This window comes from endosymbiont of unidentified scaly snail isolate Monju, from assembly GCF_000801295.1.
GTDB lineage: Bacteria > Pseudomonadota > Gammaproteobacteria > Chromatiales > Chromatiaceae > MONJU.
The window spans coordinates 115184-134690 of the sequence record NZ_AP012978.1; the positions used below are offsets into that span (position 1 = coordinate 115184).

Annotated in this window: 15 protein-coding genes and 1 pseudogene; 11 read left to right on the forward strand and 5 right to left on the reverse strand. The window is 66.5% G+C overall.

Annotation, left to right across the window (positions count from 1 at the left end; translation table 11 throughout):
• The first annotated feature begins 15 nt into the window (after positions 1 to 15).
• The 8 genes and pseudogenes from def to EBS_RS13360 all read left to right on the forward strand — a co-directional run.
• The gene (gene def / locus EBS_RS00565) at positions 16 to 546 is read left to right on the forward strand and encodes a peptide deformylase (protein ID WP_043106824.1); all 531 of its coding nucleotides are present in this window, start codon (positions 16 to 18) and stop codon (positions 544 to 546) included.
• A gap of 63 nt (positions 547 to 609) precedes the next feature.
• Positions 610 to 1551, forward strand: coding sequence for a methionyl-tRNA formyltransferase (gene fmt / locus EBS_RS00570; protein WP_043106825.1), 942 nt, complete (start codon positions 610 to 612; stop codon positions 1549 to 1551).
• Complete coding sequence (rsmB, locus tag EBS_RS00575) at positions 1548 to 2864, forward strand: 16S rRNA (cytosine(967)-C(5))-methyltransferase RsmB (protein ID WP_043106827.1); 1317 nt, start codon at positions 1548 to 1550, stop codon at positions 2862 to 2864. The genes fmt and rsmB overlap by 4 nt, the downstream gene beginning before the upstream one ends.
• Entirely contained in the window at positions 2857 to 3411 is a 555-nt protein-coding gene (locus EBS_RS00580) for a DUF4390 domain-containing protein (RefSeq protein ID WP_043109003.1), read from the forward strand. Before rsmB ends, EBS_RS00580 begins: the two co-directional genes overlap by 8 nt.
• Positions 3393 to 5609, forward strand: coding sequence for a sensor histidine kinase (locus EBS_RS00585; protein ID WP_070104696.1), 2217 nt, complete (start codon positions 3393 to 3395; stop codon positions 5607 to 5609). The genes EBS_RS00580 and EBS_RS00585 overlap by 19 nt, the downstream gene beginning before the upstream one ends.
• Entirely contained in the window at positions 5606 to 6970 is a 1365-nt protein-coding gene (locus EBS_RS00590; RefSeq protein WP_043106828.1) for a sigma-54-dependent transcriptional regulator, read from the forward strand. Before EBS_RS00585 ends, EBS_RS00590 begins: the two co-directional genes overlap by 4 nt.
• Before the next feature lie 189 nt (positions 6971 to 7159).
• Entirely contained in the window at positions 7160 to 8533 is a 1374-nt protein-coding gene (trkA, locus tag EBS_RS00595; protein ID WP_043106829.1) for a Trk system potassium transporter TrkA, read from the forward strand.
• A 4-nt stretch (positions 8534 to 8537) separates the two neighbouring features.
• Positions 8538 to 9948: pseudogene (locus tag EBS_RS13360) on the forward strand (TrkH family potassium uptake protein); the annotation flags it as partial.
• Here EBS_RS13360 and EBS_RS14435 read toward each other — a convergent pair.
• The 3 genes from EBS_RS14435 to EBS_RS00605 are packed head-to-tail and all read right to left on the reverse strand — an operon-like array spanning position 9946 to position 12719.
• Positions 9946 to 11391 carry a TrkH family potassium uptake protein gene (locus EBS_RS14435; RefSeq protein WP_043106830.1) on the reverse strand — a complete coding sequence of 482 codons (1446 nt, stop codon included), beginning with the start codon at positions 11389 to 11391 and terminating at the stop codon, positions 9946 to 9948. The pseudogene EBS_RS13360 and the gene EBS_RS14435 overlap by 3 nt on opposite strands.
• 15 nt (positions 11392 to 11406) lie before the next feature.
• Entirely contained in the window at positions 11407 to 11643 is a 237-nt protein-coding gene (locus EBS_RS14130) for a hypothetical protein (RefSeq protein WP_052199162.1), read from the reverse strand.
• On the reverse strand, positions 11640 to 12719 hold the full coding sequence (locus EBS_RS00605; protein ID WP_052199163.1) for a Glu/Leu/Phe/Val family dehydrogenase: 1080 nt from the start codon (positions 12717 to 12719) through the stop codon (positions 11640 to 11642). The genes EBS_RS14130 and EBS_RS00605 overlap by 4 nt, the downstream gene beginning before the upstream one ends.
• A gap of 61 nt (positions 12720 to 12780) precedes the next feature.
• Between EBS_RS00605 and polA the strand changes: the two genes are divergently transcribed.
• Positions 12781 to 15489 (forward strand): DNA polymerase I, encoded by a 2709-nt coding sequence (gene polA, locus EBS_RS00610; protein ID WP_043109005.1) that lies wholly within the window; start codon positions 12781 to 12783, stop codon positions 15487 to 15489.
• Positions 15490 to 15521: 32 nt separating this feature from the next.
• Positions 15522 to 16178 (forward strand): fatty acid desaturase CarF family protein, encoded by a 657-nt coding sequence (locus tag EBS_RS00615; RefSeq protein WP_043106831.1) that lies wholly within the window; start codon positions 15522 to 15524, stop codon positions 16176 to 16178.
• Positions 16179 to 16492: 314 nt separating this feature from the next.
• Here EBS_RS00615 and EBS_RS00620 read toward each other — a convergent pair whose 3' ends face one another.
• Complete coding sequence (locus EBS_RS00620) at positions 16493 to 17749, reverse strand: 6-phosphofructokinase (protein WP_043109006.1); 1257 nt, start codon at positions 17747 to 17749, stop codon at positions 16493 to 16495.
• A 20-nt stretch (positions 17750 to 17769) separates the two neighbouring features.
• On the reverse strand, positions 17770 to 18126 hold the full coding sequence (locus tag EBS_RS00625) for a hypothetical protein (RefSeq protein WP_043106832.1): 357 nt from the start codon (positions 18124 to 18126) through the stop codon (positions 17770 to 17772).
• 357 nt (positions 18127 to 18483) lie between these two features.
• Here EBS_RS00625 and EBS_RS12605 point away from each other — a divergent pair, with 357 nt between their 5' ends.
• Complete coding sequence (locus EBS_RS12605; protein WP_081999745.1) at positions 18484 to 19485, forward strand: adenylate kinase family protein; 1002 nt, start codon at positions 18484 to 18486, stop codon at positions 19483 to 19485.
• Positions 19486 to 19507: the final 22 nt, after the last annotated feature.

The window sequence follows — 19507 nt, forward strand, 5'->3', positions numbered from 1 at the left end:
AACGCGGACGGGCTCATGGCGATTCTCGACATTCTGCACTTTCCCGACCCGCGCCTGCGCAGCAAGGCCAGGCCGGTGACGCAAGTCGACGACAAGGTGCGCCGGCTGGTGGACGACATGTTCGAAACCATGTACGCCGCGCCCGGCATCGGCCTGGCGGCCATTCAGGTGAACGTGCCGCTGCGCGTGGTGACCATCGACATCTCCGAGGAGCGCGACCAGCCGTTGGCGCTGATCAATCCCGAGATCCTCGAGCGCGACGGTGTCGAAGAGATGAACGAGGGCTGTCTGTCGGTGCCTGGCGTCTACGAAAAGGTCAGGCGCGCCAACCACATCCGTTTCCGCGCCCTGGACCGCGAGGGCCGGCCGTTCGAAAGCGAGGCCGAGGGCCTGCTGGCGGTCTGTATACAGCACGAGATCGATCACCTCGACGGCAAGTTGTTCGTGGACTACCTCTCCAGCCTCAAGCGCCAGCGCATCCGCAAGAAGCTGGAGAAGGAGGCGCGCCAGGCGAGCACTCCTGCCTCGGCTGGCACCGCCATTTGAGATACTCCGGCCAGCTTAGTCGGCCTTTCATCCACGCTTTGTGATCCGGTTCCTACCTTCGCCATGACGACGCCTCTGCGAATTGTGTTTGCCGGCACCCCCGATTTTTCGGTGCCGCCCCTGCGCGCCCTGCTGGGCTCCTCGCACGAGGTGGTCGCGATCTACACCCAGCCCGACCGCCCGGCTGGCCGTGGTCGCAAGCTGGTTGCCAGCCCCGTCAAGGAGGTGGCGCTGGAGGCGGGCGTGCCTGTGGAGCAGCCGGCGAACTTCCGCGACCCCGACAGCGTGGCGAGACTGGCGGCATACCGGCCCGATCTGATGGTGGTGGTCGCCTATGGCCTGCTGCTGCCGCCCACGGTGCTGGCCGTGCCGCGCCTGGGCTGCGTCAACATCCATGCCTCCATCCTGCCGCGCTGGCGTGGGGCGGCCCCCATCCAGCGCGCCATCGAGGCCGGCGATTCCGAGACCGGGGTCTCGATCATGCAGATGGACGAGGGCCTGGATACCGGGCCGGTGTACCTAGTCGAGCGTACCCCCATCGCCGAGGACGAGACCGGTGGCAGCCTGCACGACCGCCTCTCGGAACTGGGAGCAACCGCCCTGATGAAGGCCCTGTCGGGTATTGCCGATGGTTCCCTGCAGCCCCGGCCCCAGGACGATGCCCAGGCCACCTATGCACACAAGCTGAGCAAGCAGGAGGCCTGGATTGACTGGACCCGACCGGCCGAGGCGATCGAGCGCCAGGTACGCGCCTTCAATCCCTGGCCGGTGGCGCAGACCCGTTACGAGGACGCCAACCTGCGCATCTGGGATGCCTGGGCCCTGCCCGGAGAGACCGGCGAGCCCGGCATGGTGATGGCCGCCGGGCGCGAGGGCATCGACGTATCCACCGGGGACGGCCTGCTGCGCATCACCGAGCTGCAACTGCCGGGCAAGCGCGCCATGAGCGCACAGGACTTCATCAACGCCCATCCCATCCAGGGCATGCTGCTCGGCAACCCGTGAGCACGCCCGATCCGCGTCTGCTCGCCGTGCGCAACCTGGCCGCCGTGCTCGATGGCCGCTCGCTCGACGAGGTGTTGGCGCTTCCCGTGCAGGGCCTGGACGGGCGCGACCAGGCCCTGGTGCGCGAACTCAGCTACGGACTCTGCCGTTGGTACCGGCAGCTGCACGCCCTGGTCGCATCGCGCCTGCGCAAGCCGCTGCGCGCACGCGATCGCGAGGTCCAGCTGTTGATGCTGCTCGGGGTCTACCAGCTGATGCACACCCGCATGCCGCCCCATGCCGCGGTAGCCAGCGTGGTCGAGGCGACCCGCCGGGCCGGGCAGAGCTGGGCGGTGAAGCTGGTCAACGGGGTGTTGCGCGGCATCCAGCGCGAGCTGGCCGACCCGCAAGCGTCCCTGCACGCCATGCTCGCGGAGGACCTGTCACTGCGCTTTGCCCAACCCAAGTGGTTCGTTCGCGCCCTGACCCAGGCCTGGCCGGGAGAGCACGAGGCCATTCTCGATGCCCTGCAACAACGTGCGCCCATGACACTGCGGCTGGACACCCGGCGCCTGTCGCGTGAGACCTATCTGGTACGGCTGCACGAGTCGGGTATCGAGGCGGCCGCACTCGAGGCGGTGCCGGACGCGGTGGTACTGGAGCGTCCCCTGCCGGTCGAGCGCCTGCCCGGCTTTGCCGAGGGGCTGGTCTCGGTGCAGGACGCCGGGGCGCAGCTCGCCGCCCGGCTGCTCGACCCGCGCCCCGGTCAGCGCGTGCTCGATGCCTGTGCCGCGCCGGGCGGCAAGACCGGTCATCTGCTGGAGCTGGTCGACGACCTCGATCTGACGGCGGTGGACGTGGATACGCGCCGTCTCGAGCGGGTGCGCGAGAATCTGCAACGACTGGGCCGGCATGCAACCCTGCAGGCAGCCGATGCCGGCGCGCCGCCACCGGCCTGGCGCGAGCACCCTTTCGACCGCATCCTGCTGGATGCGCCCTGCTCGGCCACGGGGGTGATGCGCCGCCACCCGGACATCCGCCTGTTGCGGCGGCGTGAGGACATCGAGGCCCTGGCCGTACGCCAGGCGCGCCTGCTCGAGGCCCTCTGGCCCTGCCTGCGCCCGGGGGGCAAGTTGTTGTACTGTACCTGTTCGCTGATGCCGCAGGAGAACGAGCAGGTGGTGACGGCGTTTCTGCGCGCCCACCCGGAAGCGCTGTCCCTGCCGCTGCCGGACACCTGGGGTCATGCGCGGGAGACGGGGCGGCAGACCCTGCCCGGGGAATCGACAATGGACGGCTTTTACTATGCCTTGCTGGAGAAGCAGGATGGCTGAATGGCGTCTCCCCTTGTGGATGACGTTGCTGGTGTTGTCTGGCCTCTCGCTGGCCGCTGCCCTGGACTTCAGCCAGGTCACCATCACCCTGGGCGAGGATGACCGTATCTATCTGGATGCACAGATCCGCTACGAGCTCACCTCCACGGTCAGCGAGGCCCTGGAGAACGGGGTGCCGCTGACCTTCGTCACCCGCGTGCAGATGCGCGACACCAAGGCCTGGATCTGGCAGCCGGACGTGGCGGAGTACCGTCTGCACAGCGTGCTGCGTCACCGACCGCTGTCCGGAGTGTACGAGGTACGCAATCTGGAGAACGACGACAAGCAGGTGTTCGCCACTCGCGAGGCGGCCCTGCGTTACATGGGGAGAATCCGCGACTTTGCGATCATCGAGCGCTCGCGGCTGGACCTCGACCGCGAATATCTGGTCCGCCTCGAGGCCTACCTGGACATCGAGGCGCTGCCGCTGCCGCTGCGGCCGCGCGCCTATCTTTCCGCCGAGTGGCACCTGGCGGCGGAGGCATGGGAATGGCGGATAAGACCCTGAATCGCCACAAGCGCCGGCTCGACCTGATCGCCACCATCATGCTGGTGGTGTTGCTGCTGGCCGCGCTGCACATCATGAGTGGTGCGGTACAGCGTTCCGAGGCGCTGGATGCCTGGTTCATCCCCCTGTTGGTGTTCACCGTCTCCGGCCTGGTGATTCTGGTCGGCCTGGTCGGCTGGAACCTCTGGACCCTGCTGCAGGACTACCGTCGCCAGGCTGCCGGCGCGCGTCTCAACCTGCGCCTGGTGGTGCTGTTCGTGGTGCTGGCCCTGGCGCCGGTGAGCGTGGTCTACATCTATTCGCTGCAATTCCTCTCCAAGGGCATCGACGGCTGGTTCGACGTGCAGGTGGACAGCGCCATGGACGATGCCCTGGCGCTGAGCAAGGTCTCGCTGGACCTGCACAAGCGCGAGATGCTGCGCCTGACGCGCAACCTGCTGGCCACCCTCGAGGAGCCGGAACAGGGTGGCCCGCTGAATGTGGGCAGCGTGCGCGAGGCGGCCGGCGCCTTCGAAGTATCGGTGTTCACCCGCGAGGGCAAGGTGCTGGGCCTCAGTCACCAGAACCCCGAGGTGCTCACCCCCAGCCCGCCCACCGCGCACATGATCAAGCTGGTGCGCGCGGGCAAGGACTTCGTCAGCCTGGTGCCCCTCAAGGACGGGCAGATGGTGGTGCGCCTGATGGTGGTGGACCCGCGCGGTCGCGACCTGGTGATGCAGGCCATCTTTCCGGTGCCCGAGCAGCTCAGCGAGCTGACCCGGCGCGTGCAGGCCGCCTACGAGGCCTACCGCGAACGTGCCTACCTGCGTGGCTCGATCAAGTTCAGTTTTGCACTCACCCTGTCGCTGGTCATGCTGCTGGGACTGTTCGCCGCCGCCTGGGCGGCGTTCTATACCTCGCGCCTGCTGGTGCGCCCGATCAAGCACATCGCCGAGGCCACCCGCTCGGTGGCCGCCGGGCACTACGACGTGCGTGTGCCGTTGCCACGGGTGCAGGATGAACTGGCCTTTCTGGTCGATTCCTTCAACCAGATGACCCGTCGCCTGGCGCAGGCGCACAATGTCGCCGAGGCCAGCCGCCGCGAGCTAGCGGCGCAGCACCAGTATCTCGAGACCGTGCTGGGGGCCATCTCCTCGGGAGTGATGGCGCTCGACGAGGGCGGCGTGGTGCGCACCGCCAACCCGGCCACCGAGGCCATCCTGCAGGTGCCGCCGGCGGACATCGAGGGCCGCAACCTGCGTGAGCTGGCGCAGATCGACGCCACCCTGGCGCCCTTTGTGGAGCGCACCCTCGAGGCGCTGGCGAGCGGCCAGCAGGAAGGCAAGATCGAGATCCGCCTGCAACGCGACGATCGCCGCCAGGTGCTGCTCTGCCAGTATTCCCGGCTGCAGCTGCACGAAGGCGAGAGTGGAGGCCACGTGCTGGTGTTCGACGATGTGACCGAGCTGGTGCAGGCGCAGCGCGATGCCGCCTGGGGTGAGGTGGCCCGTCGCCTGGCGCACGAGATCAAGAACCCGCTCACCCCCATTCAGCTGGCGGCCGAGCGCCTGCGCCGCAAGTACCTGAAGCAGATGAGCCCGCAGCAGGCCGACGTGCTGGAACGCGCGACCAAGACCATCGTGCAGCAGGTCGAGGCGCTGAAGACCATGGTCAACGAGTTCTCCGACTATGCCCGTCCCTGTCGCATGGAGCCGCGCTCCCTGGCCTTCGATGACTTTGTGGCCGAAGTGCTGGATCTCTACGATGGCGCCGGTCATGGTGTGCAGTTCACCGCCGGCGCGCCCGGTGCGGTGATCGAGGGCGACCCGGTGCGCCTGCGCCAGGTACTGCACAACCTGGTGAAGAATGCGCAGGAGGCGAGCGACGGCCAGGCCGCCGTGCAGATTGCCACCCGGGAGCTGGAGCGCAATGGTCGCCGCTGGGTGGAGCTGCGGGTGGAAGACGAGGGTTCGGGCTTCGACCCCGCGATCATCGACCAGGTGTTCGAGCCCTATGTCACCAGCAAGCACAAGGGCACGGGCCTGGGCCTGGCCATCGTCAAGCGTATCATCGGCGAGCACGGCGGCAGCATCCGTGCCGACAACCGGCCCGAGGGCGGCGCCCGGGTGAGCATCCTGCTGCCCATGCGCCCTGCCGGGGTCGGGGAGCCACCCGTGACGCCTTCTTCCGAACCGAAAATGCGAGGCAGCAAGTCATGAGCGCCCCTTACATACTGGTCGTGGACGACGAGCCGGACATCCGCGAACTGGTCAGCGAGATCCTGCAGGACGAGGGTTATCAGGTGGCCACCGCCGAGAACGGCGAGCTGGCGCGCCAGGCGCTGCGCGAGCGCCGGCCCGACCTGATCCTGCTGGACATCTGGATGCCTGATGTCGACGGCATCAGCCTGCTCAAGGAGTGGGCCGAGGCCGGCGAGCTGCCCTGCCCGGTGATCATGATGTCCGGGCACGGCACCGTGGAGACCGCGGTCGAGGCCACCTGCCTCGGCGCCTACGATTTCCTGGAGAAGCCGCTGTCGCTGGCCAAGCTGCTGCTCACCGTGGAGCGCGCACTCGAGGCGCATCGCCTGGCCCAGGAGAACATCCAGTTTCGTGCGCGTGATACCACCATGGTCGAACCGGTGGGCAACAGCCAGGTCATGGTGCGCCTGCGCGAGCAGGTCAAGCGCGTGGCCCAGCACGATACCTGGGTGCTGATCACCGGCGAGCCGGGCAGCGGGCGCGAGACCATCGCCCGCTACCTGCATGCGCACAGCGCCCGCCGTGACGGATCCTTCGTGGATGTGGGCGTGTCCGGCATCACCCAGGGCGGGGCGGCGCTGGAGCTGTTCGGCCGCGAGCAGGGTGGCCGCGTCGAATACGGCCGCCTGGAGCAGGCCGCCGGCGGCATCCTGTTCCTCGACGAGGTGGCCGACATGGACCTGGAAGTACAGGCGCAACTGGTGGCGGCGCTGGACACCGGTACCTTCCTGCGCGTCGGTGGCGCCGAGCCGGTGCGCCTGGACGCGCGGGTGATCGCGGCCACCCGGCACGACCTGGCCGAGAAGGTGGCCGCCGGCGAGTTCCGCGAAGACCTGTTCTTCCAGCTCAACGTGGTGCCGCTGCACGTGCCGCCGCTGCGCGAGCGCCGCGAGGACATCCCCCTGCTGCTGGCCTCGGCGGTGGATCGCCTGGTACTGCGCGAGAAGCTGCCCTACCGGCACTTCTCGGTGGCGGCGCAGAATTACCTGCGCAACCATGACTGGCCGGGCAATGTGCGCGAGTTGATCAACCTGGTGCAGCGGCTGCTGATCCTCGGTCATGAACCCGAGGTCAGCCTGGAAGAGGTCAAGGCCGCGCTGGGCCAGTTGCAGCCGGCCGGCGCAGCGCCGCAGTTTGCCGGGGTGGTGCTCGACCAGCCGCTGCGCGAGGCGCGCGAGGCCTTCGAGAAGGCCTATCTCGAGTATCACCTGGAACAGGCCGGGGGCAACATCGCGCGCATGGCGCAGACCGTGGGCATGGAGCGCACCCATCTGTACCGCAAGCTGCGCGACCGCGGCATCGAGATCAAGGGACGCTAGTCACCCCTCGAGCAGGGCCACGACGGCTGCGAACTCCGCCGGGTCGCGGTCCGTCTGGAAGGCTGTCCTTGTGCGATCGCCACCCTGACGGGGTGAAATCTGGGGGGGCGGCTGAAATATCCGGGCCGAGGCTGTCGCCGGCCGCCGTGACGCAATAGAATCGGCACCAGGATCAGGCGGGATACCGACATGAAGATCATCATTCTGGGGGCAGGTCAGGTAGGCACCTCGGTGGCGCACAACCTGGCCTCGGAGGCCAACGACATCACCGTGATCGATCAGAACGGCGAGCTGCTGCGCGATCTTGCCGACCGCCTGGACATCCGCACCGTGCAGGGACTGGCCTCGCATCCCGGCGTGCTCGCCCAGGCCGGCGCGGACGACGCCGACATGCTGATCGCGGTGACCAACAGCGACGAGGTCAATATGGTGGCCTGCCAGGCCGCCTGGACCCTGTTCCACACCCCGCGCAAGATCGCCCGCGTGCGCGCTCCGGAATACCTCAAGCACCCGGCGCTGTTCTCCCAGGGGGCCCTGCCCATCGACGTGCTCATCAGTCCCGAGCAACTGGTCACCGACTACATCATGCGCCTGATCGAACACCCCGGCGCCCTGCAGGTGCTCGACTTCGCCGGGGGGCGGGTGCGCCTGGTGGCGGTGCGCGCCTTCTACGGCGGGCCGCTGGTCGGCCACGAGATCCGCGACCTGAATGAATGGCTCAAGGGCGGCGAGGCGCGCATCGCCGCCATCTATCGCAAGGGGCGGGCCATCGAGCCGCAGGGCAACACCGTGATCGAGGCCGACGACGAGGTGTTCTTCCTCGCCGCGGCGCAGAACATCCAGGCGGTGCTCAAGACCCTGCGGCGCTCGGAAAAGCCCTTCCGTCGCCTGATCTTCGCCGGTGGCGGCAACATCGGTCGCCGTCTCGCCCAGGCATTGGAGGACAACTTTCGGGTAAAGCTGATCGAGCGTGACTCCGAGCGTGTGGAGAGCGCCGCCGAGAGCCTGCGCAACACCATCGTGCTGCATGGCGATGCGGCCGACGAGAACCTGCTGCTCGAGGAGAACATCGAGGAGACCGATGTCTTCTGCGCGGTGACCAACGACGACGAGGCCAACATCCTCTCGGCGATGCTGGCCAAGCGCCTGGGTGCGCGCAAGGTGATGGCCCTGATCAACCGGGCGGCCTACGTGGACCTGGTGCAGTCGGACGTGATCGACATCGCGATCTCGCCGCAGCACGCCACCATCGGTTCCCTGCTGACCCACGTGCGACGCGGCGACGTGGTGGTGGTGCACTCGCTGCGCCGGGGCGCGGCCGAGGCCATCGAGGCGGTGGCGCACGGCGACCGCAAGACCTCGCGCGTGGTCGGCCGCGCGATCGAGGACATCAAGCTGCCGAAGGGCACCAACATCGGCGCCATCGTACGCGGTGACGAGGTCATCATTGCCCACCACGACACCGTGATCGAGTCCGAGGATCATGTCATCCTGTTCCTCATGGACAAGCGCCGTATCCACGAGGTCGAACGCCTGTTCGCGGTGGACATCACCTTCCTCTGAAGTCATGCACCTGCAATCGGTCCAGCGCATCCTCGGCATCCTGATGATGCTGTTCAGCGTGACCCTGCTGCCGCCCATCCTGGTCGCCTGGGTGGCCGGCGACGAGGCCCTTTCTGGTGGTCTTTCTCATCATCCTCGGCAGCGGCCTGCTGATCTGGCTGCCGGTGGCGCGCAGCCGGCGCGAGCTGCGGGTGCGCGACGGTTTCGTGGTGGTGGTGATGTTCTGGAGTGTGCTGACCCTGATCGGTGCCCTGCCCTTCGTGCTCACCGAACATCCCCATCTGGGGCTCACCGACGCGGTGTTCGAATCGGCCTCGGGGCTGACCACCACCGGGGTCACGGTGATCGTCGGTCTCGATGCCCTGCCGCCGTCCATCCTCTACTACCGCCAGCAGCTCCAGTGGCTGGGCGGAATGGGTATCGTGGTGCTGGCGGTGGCGGTGCTGCCCATGCTGGGCATCGGCGGCATGCAGTTGTACAAGGCCGAGACGCCCGGCCCGATGAAGGACAACAAGCTGACTCCGCGCCTGGCCGAGACCGCCAAGGCGCTGTGGTACATCTACCTGGGCCTGACCGCGGCCTGCGCCTTCGCCTACTGGGCCGCGGGCATGAGTGCCTTCGATGCCCTGGGGCACGCGTTCTCGACCGTGGCCATCGGCGGTTTCTCCACCCACGACGCCAGCCTGGGGCATTTCGACAGCGTGGCCATCGACAGCATCGCCATGCTGTTCATGTTCCTCGCCGGCATCAACTTCTCGCTGCACTACGTGGCGATCCGCTCGCGTCATCCCGGCGGCTACTGGCGCGATCCCGAGCTGCGCTTCTACGCCGCACTGCTCGCCGGCATCACCGGGCTCACCATCCTCGGTCTGTATCTCAACGGCACCTACGAGACCTGGGGCGAGGCGGTGCGCAAGGGCGCCTTCCACGCCATCTCCATCGGTACCACCACCGGCTTCACCTCCGACAGCTGGCACGCCTGGCCGGGCTTCCTGGTGATCCTGCTGCTGTTCACCAGCACCGTGGGCGGCTGTGCCGGTTCCACCGGGGGCGGGCTCAAGGTGATCCGCGTGCTGCTGCTGGTGCGCCAGGGGTTGCGCGAGATTCGGCGCCTGATCCATCCCAATGCGCGCATCCCGGTGCGTTTGGGCGACAAGGTGGTGGCGCCGCGGGTGATCGAGGCGGTGTGGGGCTTCTTCGCCCTGTACGTGGCCAGTTTCACGCTCATGTACCTGGCGCTGGCCGCCTCGGGGGTGGACCTGATGACCGCCTTCAGCGCGGTGATGGCCTGTCTCAACAATCTGGGGCCGGGGCTGGAAGGGGTCGGGCCGCACTATGCCGACATGCCGATTCTCGGCAAGTGGATCCTGGTCTTTGCGATGTCGCTGCGAACGGTCAAGTCCGACAGGCTGCTAGGCGCGCCAGAATTCGGGGGTCATCAGCACCAGGATGGTGAAGATCTCCAGCCGTCCGAGCAGCATGGCGAACACGGCGATCAGCTTGCCCGGTTCGGACACCGAGCTGAAGCTGGTGGCCACTTCTCCCAGGCCGGGGCCCAGGTTGTTCATGGTGGCGGCAATGGCCGAGAAGGCGGAGACCTGGTCCAGCCCGGTGGCCATCATCAACAGCATCAGGATCACGAAGCTCACGACGTAGGCGGCCATGAAGCCCCACACCGCCTGTACCGTCTGCACCGAGACCACCTGATTGCCCACGTGGATCGGCAGTTGCGCGCGCGGGTGGATCAGGCGGCGCACCTCGCGCCAGCCCTGGTGGGTGAGCAGCACGATGCGCATCACCTTCATGCCGCCAGCGGTGGAGCCACCGCAACCGCCGATGAAGCTGATGAAGATCAGCAGCACCGGCACGAAGCTGGGCCAGTGCGAGAAGTCCACGGTACCGAAACCGGTGCTGGTGATCACTGAAACCACCTCGAAGATGCTGTTGCGCAGGGCGCTGTTATAGTCGGGGTAGGTCCCGGCGAAGTGCAGGAAACCGCCAATCACCAACACCACCGCGAGGATGATCAGCAGGAAGGTGCGGACTTCCACGTTGCCCAGGTAGGTGAGCAGGCTGCGTTGCCGCCACGCCAGGTAGTGCACGCTGAAGTTGATTGCGCCCAGGGTCATGAACAGGATGGCGATGCCCTCGATCAGCGGGTTGTCGAAGAAGCCCAGGCTGGCGTCGTGGGTAGAGAAGCCGCCGGTGGAGACGGTGGAGAAGGCATGTGACACGGCGTCGAAACCGCTCATGCCCGCCAGCCAGTAGGCCAGGGCACAGGCGCCGGTCATGCCCACATAGAAGCCCCAGAGATAACGGGCAGTCTGGTTCAGGCGCGGGGTGAGTTTTTCTTCCTTGAATGGCCCCGGGGCCTCGGCCTTGTACAGTTGCATGCCGCCGATGCCCAGCATGGGCAGCACCGCGATCGCGAGCACGATCATGCCCATGCCCCCCAGCCATTGCAGCAACTGGCGGTAGAAAAGGAGCGAGTGCGGCAGGTCGTCGAGGCCGCTGATCACCGTGGCGCCGGTGGTGGTGAAAGCCGAGACAGCCTCGAACAGGGCGTCCACCGGTCCGAGATGGGCGCTGAGCACAAAGGGCAGCGAGGCCAGGCTGCCCACGCCGGCCCAGAACAGGGCGACCACCAGGAAGCCGTCGCGGTTGTTCAGGTCGTGGCGCGCGCGCCCCCCGGCCAGCAGGAAGGCAAGGCCCGTGCCCAGGCTGGCGCCTATGGCCTCGAGAAAGTGCCCGATCTCGTCCTCGCCGTAGAGGGCCGCGACGGCCAGCGGCGCGAGCAGGATCAGACCGAAGCCGAGGGCGAAGAAACCGATGATGCGGGCGATGGTGCGGATGTGCATGACGGTCTTGTGCTGTCAGGGCCAGACGCCGCGTTCCAGGGTGGCGCAGCTCACCCGCTCGATGGCCAGGGTCAGTGCGGCGGTGCGCAACAGGCTGGCGTGCGGGTCATCGGGGTGGGCTTGGCGCATGGCCGCCTCGCGTTCGAGCGCCGAGTGCACCGCTTTCTGTATCTTGTTGCGGAGTTTGAGATTGACCTCGTCCTCGGTCCACTGCTGGTTCTGGATGTTCTGCACCCATTCAAAATAGCTCACGCAGACACCACCGGCATTGGCGAGGATGTCAGGCAGTACCGGGATGCCGCGTTCCTGCAGAAGATGCCGCGTTCCTGCAGAATCAGGTCGGCCTGCGGGGTGATGGGGTCGTTTGCCGCCTCGACCACCAGCCGCGCCTGGATGGCGCCGGCATTTTCTGCGTGCACCTGGCTGGCGGTGGCTGCCGGCACCAGGATGTCGCAGGGGCTGGTAAGCAATGCGGCGTTGTCGATGCTGGTGGTGCCGGGCATGCCCGCCAGGCGGCCCTCGGCGCGCTTGAAGGCGAGCGCCTGTTCCGGGTCGATGCCCTCCTCGCGATAGATGGTACCATGCGAGTCGCTCAGCGCCACTACGCGCGCCCCGGCGGCGGCAAAGGCGCGGGCCGCTGCCAGTCCCACGTTGCCGAAGCCCTGGATGGCCACGCGCAGATCTTGCAGATGGTGCTGGCCGTCGATGCCGCGCAGGCGCACGAAGTGCTCGGTGGCGAATACCACGCCGTTGCCGGTGGCGTCACGCCGGCCCAGCGAGCCCCCCTGGTCCACGGGCTTGCCGGTGACCACCGGGCGGTTGTTGCGGCCGGGGTGCATGGTGTCGTAGGTGTCGTACACCCAGGCCATGGTCTGGGCATTGGTGTACATGTCGGGGGCGGGGATGTCGGTGTGCGGACCGATGTTGTCGCCCAGTTCGGCGATGAAGCGCCGGGTGATACGCCGCAGCTCGCCTTCCGAGAGCTGCTTGGTGTCACAGGTCACTCCCCCCTTGGCTCCGCCGAAGGGAACGTCGATCAGGGCGCACTTCCAGGTCATCAGCGCGGCCAGCGAGGACACTTCTTCCAGGCTCAGGCTCGGATGGAAGCGCAATCCGCCCTTGCCGGGGCCGAGTACGTTGTTGTGCAGCACGCGGTAACCAAAGAAGCTGCGCACCGAGCCGTCGTCCATCTCTACCGGGAAGCAGGTGGTGATGGCGCGCTTGGGGTTGGCCAGGTGCGCGAGCAGGCCCTTCTTGAAGTCGGTGACATAGCGGCTGGCGTCCAGCACGCGTTGCAAACCCTGCTGGCGGGGCGAGGGGGTAGTCATGGTGGCAGTTATCCGGGTCGGTGTTCTTCGCAAAGCCGTGGTCCGATAGTATCCTACCATGATGGACAAGCAACCCCCCCTGATACTCGTCGACGGGTCTTCGTATCTGTTCCGGGCCTTCCACGCGCTGCCGCCGCTGACCAATTCGCAGGGCCAGCCCACTGGCGCTATCGTCGGTGTGGTGAACATGCTGCGCAAGCTGCGCAACGATTACCAGCCCACGCATTTCGCCGTGGTGTTCGACGCCCCGGGCAAGACCTTCCGCGACGACCTGTATGCCGAGTACAAGGCCAACCGCCCGCCCATGCCCGACGAACTGCGGGTGCAGATCGAGCGGCTGCACGAGATCATCCGTGCGATGGGGTTGCCGCTGCTGGTCATCGACGGGGTGGAGGCCGACGACGTGATCGGCACCCTCGCCCGCCAGGCCGCCGAGCAGGGCATGGATGTGCTCATCTCCACCGGCGACAAGGACATGGCGCAGCTGGTGGACGAACATGTCACCCTGGTCGACACCATGCAGGATACGGTGCTCGATCGCGAGGGGGTGATCGCCAAGTTCGGCGTGGCCCCGGAGCAGATCGTGGACTACCTGACCCTGGTCGGCGACACATCGGACAATATCCCCGGGGTGCCCAAGGTCGGTCCCAAGACCGCGGCCAAGTGGTTGCAGCAGTACGGTTCGCTCGACGAGCTGGTGGCGCATGCCGATGAGATCCGCGGCAAGGTGGGTGAGAACTTGCGCGCCAGCCTGGAACAACTGCCGTTGTCGAAGCAACTGGCCACCATCAAGCGCGATGTCGAACTGCCGCTGGCGCCACGGGACCTGGTGCCCGGTGAGGCCGACGTGGCGCGCCTGCGAGAGATCTACCGCGAGCTCGAGGCACGGCGCCTGCTCGCTGCGCTGGAAGAGGAGGCGGGCGAGGAGCCCGGTGACGATCCGTCGCCAGCGGTCGGGCAGAACTACCAGATCGTCACCGACGAGGCGGCTTTCGAGGACTGGTTGCAACGGCTGGAGGCGGCTGAACTGTTCGCCTTCGATACCGAGACCACCAGCCTGAACTACATGCAGGCCGAGGTGGTCGGCGTGTCTTTCGCGGTGGCGCCCGGCGAGGCGGCCTATGTGCCATTGGCGCACAACGACCCGGACACCCCGCAACAGCTCGACCGTGAGCAGGTGCTGGCGCGTCTGCAGCCGCTGCTGGCCTCGGGGCGGGCGCGGCTGATCGGTCAGCACATCAAGTACGACATGAACGTACTGGCCAACCATGGCATCGTGCTGGAGGATGTCGCCTTCGACACCATGCTCGAGTCCTACGTACTGGATGCCGCCGCCGGGCGTCACGACATGGACTCGCTGGCCGAGCGCTACCTGGGGCATCGCACCATCCGCTACGAGGAGATCGCCGGCAAGGGCGCGAAGCAATTGCGCTTCGACCAGATTCCCGTGGCCCAGGCCGGCCCCTATGCCGCCGAGGATGCCGACATCACCCTGCGCCTGCACCAGGCCCTGTGGCCGAAGCTCGAGGCCGAGCCGAAGCTGGCGGCCGTGCTGCGCGAGATCGAGTTGCCGCTGGTGCCGGTGCTCTCGCGCATGGAGCGCACCGGGGTGCGGGTCGATCGCGAGATGCTGGCGCGCCAGAGCCAGGAACTGGCCGAGCGCCTGCATGCCCTGGAGCAGCAGGCCTATGCCATCGCCGGGCGGCCGTTCAACATGGGCTCGCCCAAGCAGATCGGCCAGATCTTCTTCGAGGAGCTGGGCCTGCCGGTGATCCGCAAGACGCCCAAGGGGGCGCCCTCGACCTCGGAGGAGGTCCTGCAGGAGCTGGCCGAGCAGGGCTTCGAGCTGCCGCAGGTGATCCTCGAGCATCGGGGGCTGGCCAAGCTCAAGTCCACCTACACCGACAAGCTGCCGGAGATGATCGACCTGCGCACCGGGCGGGTGCACACCAGCTATCATCAGGCGGTGGCCGCCACCGGTCGCCTGTCCTCGTCGGATCCCAACCTGCAGAACATCCCGGTGCGCACCGAGGAGGGGCGGCGCATTCGCCAGGCCTTCGTGCCCGAGTCGGGCTGGATCATGCTGGCGGCCGACTATTCGCAGATCGAGTTGCGCATCATGGCGCACCTCTCGGGTGACGAGGGGCTGCTGCGCGCCTTCGCCGAAGGCCGTGACATCCACCGTGCCACCGCTGCCGAAGTATTCGGCGAAGGCGACCCCGAAAAGGTCAGCGACGAGCAGCGGCGCTCGGCCAAGGCCATCAATTTCGGTCTGATCTACGGTATGTCCGCCTTCGGACTGGCACGTCAGCTCGGTATCGAACGCGGCGAGGCGCAGCAGTATATCGACCGCTATTTCGAGCGCTATCCGGGGGTGCGCGCCTTCATGGAACGCATCCGCGAACAGGCGCGCGAGCAGGGCTATGTCGAGACCCTGTTCGGCCGTCGCCTGTACCTGCCCGAGATCAAGTCGCGCAACGGCGCGCGCCGGGCGGCCGCCGAGCGCACCGCCATCAATGCGCCAATGCAGGGCACGGCGGCGGATATCATCAAGCGCGCCATGATTGCGGTGGACGGCTGGCTGCAGCGGGAGGCCCCCGAGGTACGGCTGCTGATGCAGGTACACGACGAACTGGTGTTCGAGGTGGCGCCCGGAGCGCTGGAGTCGGCGCGTGAGCGCATCCGTGAGTACATGTCGGGGGCGGCCGAGCTGGCGGTGCCCCTGGTGGTGGATATCGGGGTCGGCGAGAACTGGGACCAGGCGCACTGAACCAGGCCCACTCGATGACTGGGAGGGGTGGAATGTACTGGTGGCAGGCGATCGTTGTGCTGGCCTGGGCGATGCTCAGTCTGGTCTTTGCCTGGGTACTGTGGGCCCTGGAGACCTTCTCCGATCCCGTGGCCTGGGGTGTGGTGATCGTTGCCGTCTTCGTCGCCGATGCCGGTTCCTACGTGTTTCATTATGTCGTCGATCACTATGGCCGTCCGCGGCCGGGCGGTGTGGTACACGCGTTCCAGCGCCATCACCTGATACCCGATGGTATCGTCCAGAAGCCGGTGGTCGAGGTGCTGTATCCGGCTGCGCGCATCGTGACGCCGCTGGAGGCCTTGTTGCTGCTGGGAGTGAGCGTCCGCGGGGAGGCCGGTTGGTGGGTCCTGGCGTTGCTGGTGCTGAGCGTCTTCTGGGTGCTGGCGCAACTCTGCCATCGCTGGTCGCATCGTCCGCCGGGGCGCCTGGTCAGGGGCTTGCAGGCTGCCGGGATACTGGTGTCCCCCTCGGCTCATCAGCGGCATCATGAGGCACCCTACGATTCGCACTTTGCGGTCATCACCGGGTGGTCCAATCCCCTGTTCGACGGGTTTGGGCTGCCCCGGCGGCTGGATCGCCTCATGCAGTGCCTGGGGTTAGAGAAACGTGGGCTGGTTCGCAATTTGCGCGAGCTCGAGGCTCGAGAGTGAAATCAGACTTGGAGCCCGTCCCGGAAGGTCGGTCCCCAGAGTTCGCCGGCCACGGATCGACCGGTCAGGTTCCCGGCTCGACAGCCCGCCGGGCTTCCATCCCTGACTTCCCAGCCGGAAGCAAGCTGACCCCGTCAGGCTCACCAGGCCGGCGGGATTTTTTTGCACACCCCTCATAAGCACCGGAACCCGGGGGGCAGGGTCTCGACGCCGTCCCGGCACACCGCCTTCGCCTCCTGACGCCTGTTCCTTGAGAACAGCCAGAAAAAAACCCCGCCGGGTCGGGCGGGGTTCGAGTGCCGGGTGTGCGTCCTTCAGATCTCGAAGGGCGGCAGTTTCTTCTCGACCGCAGCCAGCTTGAGGGTCACGTAACGCGGCATGCCGTTCTCGTCGTACTCGGGGTAGGCCTCGCCCTTGATCAGCGGGTAGAGGTATTCCTTGCACTTGTCGGTGATGCCGTAGCCATCCTCGGAGATGAAATCCAGGGGCATCATCTTCTCGACGTTGGCGACCTCGGACAGCGGGGTCTCGCCAATATGCCACTTGTAGGGCGAAGAGGATTCGCGTACCACGGTGGGCATGATGGAGTTCTTGCCTTCCAGGGCCTTCTCGACCGCGGCGGCGCCCAGCGCGTAGGCCTGTTCCACGTCGGATTCCGAGGCCAGGTGGCGCGCCGCGCGCTGCAGGTAGTCGGCCACCGCCCAGTGGAACTTGTGGCCCAGGGCGTCCTTGATCATGTTGGCGACCACCGGCGCGGCGCCGCCGAGCTGGGCGTGCCCGAAGGAGTCGCGGGTGCCCTGTTCGGCCAGGAACTTGCCGTCCGGCCAGTGGCAGCCCTCGGAGACCACCACGGTGCAGTAGCCGTATTCCTTCACCTTGGCGTCCACCGCGGCCAGGAACTTGTCCTTGTCGAACTCCACCTCGGGGAACAGGGTGACCACCGGGATGCCGTAGTCCTCGACCAGGGCGCCGGCGGCGGCGATCCAGCCGGCATGGCGGCCCATTACCTCGATAACGAAGATCTTGGTGGAGGTGGCGGCCATGGAACGCACATCGTAGCTGGCCTCCAGGGTGGAGACCGCGATGTACTTGGCGACCGAGCCGAAGCCGGGGCAGTTGTCGGTGATCGGCAGGTCATTGTCCACGGTCTTGGGTACGTGGATGGCCTGCACCGGGAAACCCATCTTCTCGGACAGTTGCGAGACCTTGTAGCAGGTATCGGCCGAGTCGCCGCCGCCGTTGTAGAAGAAGTAGCCGATGTTGTGTGCCTTGAAGACCTCGATCAGGCGCTCGTACTCGCGCTGGTTCTCTTCCAGGCTCTTGAGCTTGTAGCGGCAGGAACCGAAGGCGCCCGAGGGGGTGCTCTTGAGCGCCGCGATGGCTTCGTCCGACTCCTGGCTGGTGTCGATCAGCTCCTCGGTGAGCGCGCCGATGATGCCGTTGCGGCCGGCATAGACGTTGGCGATCTTGTCGGGGTGCTTGCGGCAGGTCTCGATGACCCCGCAGGCCGAGGCGTTGATGACGGCGGTCACCCCGCCGGACTGGGCGTAAAAGGCGTTCTTGGCGCTCATGTTCATCCTCCTGAGTTGCTTTAGGTATCCAGATCACCGCGCTCGCGGGCTGCGTGGTCGGCCTGGGCCTGCAACAGCGACACGGCACATTCGGTGAGATCGTCGTATTCGTGCACCCCGGTGCCGTATTGCTGGTAGCCCCGGTAGAAGAACTGGCAGCGGTAACGGTTTTCGCCGGTCTTGAAGATCACGAAGTGGCAGCCCTCGCTGTCTTCCCAGAAGAAGACGGGGCACAGGCTCAGCTCGCGGTCGGCGGGGCTGAGACGGATCTCGGCATCGGCGAACTCCAGCTTGGGCGGAGGGTCGCCGTAACGTTCCTTGAGCGTGGTCTCCACGATCCAGCGTTCGGTATCGGTGATGTCCGGGATATCGCTCATCGACTCGTCTCGAAAAAACGGGACACGGTTCTGTCCGGCGGGCCGCCGGCAGGGTGTGCAGCGCGTTGTGCGAACAATGCCGGTTCGGCAAAAAACGGCCTAAAAAACCGTAGAATTGCGGCGAAAGTGGCCGAAAAACCCGACTTTCGTTGACAACGCAAAAAATGTGCGATTAGCTTAGACAAGGAGGACGGGGCCAGCCAATGCAAAACACGCATGCCCCCATAGGAAATTCCTAATTTCCTGATCGAGGTTGCCGGTCTGCCGGCAGGCAGTGCCGGGAGGCGGGTCCTGCCGTATCGGTGAATCGTCTCGGAACGGACGAATAATAAAACAGGCGTGTTGCCAGGAGCCACCATGCGGATAGTTCTACTTGGCCCACCGGGGTCCGGCAAGGGCGAGTTGGCGGAAAGGATCGCCAGGACCTACGACATCCCCATCATCACCCAGGCCAGCATCGTCGATGCGGTGGCTGCCGAGCCGGGCGAGCTCGGGCGCCTGGCGGCCGAGGCGCGCGACGCGGCACGGGTCTCCGACGAGTTGCTGCTGGCCCTGTTGCGTATCCAGTTGCCCAAGCTCGACCTGAGCCGGGGCTACCTGCTGGTGGACATGCCGCGTGATGCCGGGCAAGCCGATGTGCTCGATGCCATGCTCAACGACCTGGGCAAGCCCATCGACCTGGCGATCAAGCTCGATGTGGACATGGACGAACTGATGGAGCGTCTGGTCGGCCGGGTCCAGTGCGATCATTGCGGCGCCCTGTACAACATGTACGTGAACCCCCCGCTGGTGGACGGCGTCTGCGACGAGTGCGGGGCTCGGGTGCGTCGGCGTCCACCCGACTACGAAGAGACCATCAGCAACCGCCTGCGTGTCTACGAAGGTCAGATGGGCCCCCTGCTGCAGTACTACCAGCAGGCAGGGAAGCTACACCGTTTCGATGCCACCGGCGAGGTCGAGCCCCTCTGGCAACAGGTGAAGGCGGTGATCGATGCCACGCCCAGCCTGGAGGTGGCGCCGGCACCTGGCGAGACCACCGAGGATGCAACCGGGGTGGACGATACAGAGCCGTCTGCCGCGAAGACCAAGAAGCAGGCGACGGTCAGGAAGGCCGCGAAGAAGACGGCGGCCAAAAAGGTTGCCAAGAAGGCCGCGAAGAAGACGGTGGCCAAGAAGGCCGCGAAGAAGACGGCGGCCAAGAAGGCCGCGAAGAAGGCGGCGGCCAAGAAGGCCGTGAAGAAGGCGGCGGTCAAGAAGGTCGCGAAGAAGACGGCGGCCAAGAAGGTTGCCAAGAAGGCCACGAAGAAGACGGCGGCCAAGAAGGCCACGAAGAAGGCGGCGGCCAGACGTCGTCGCTGACTTCCGTCGTATCACGGATGGC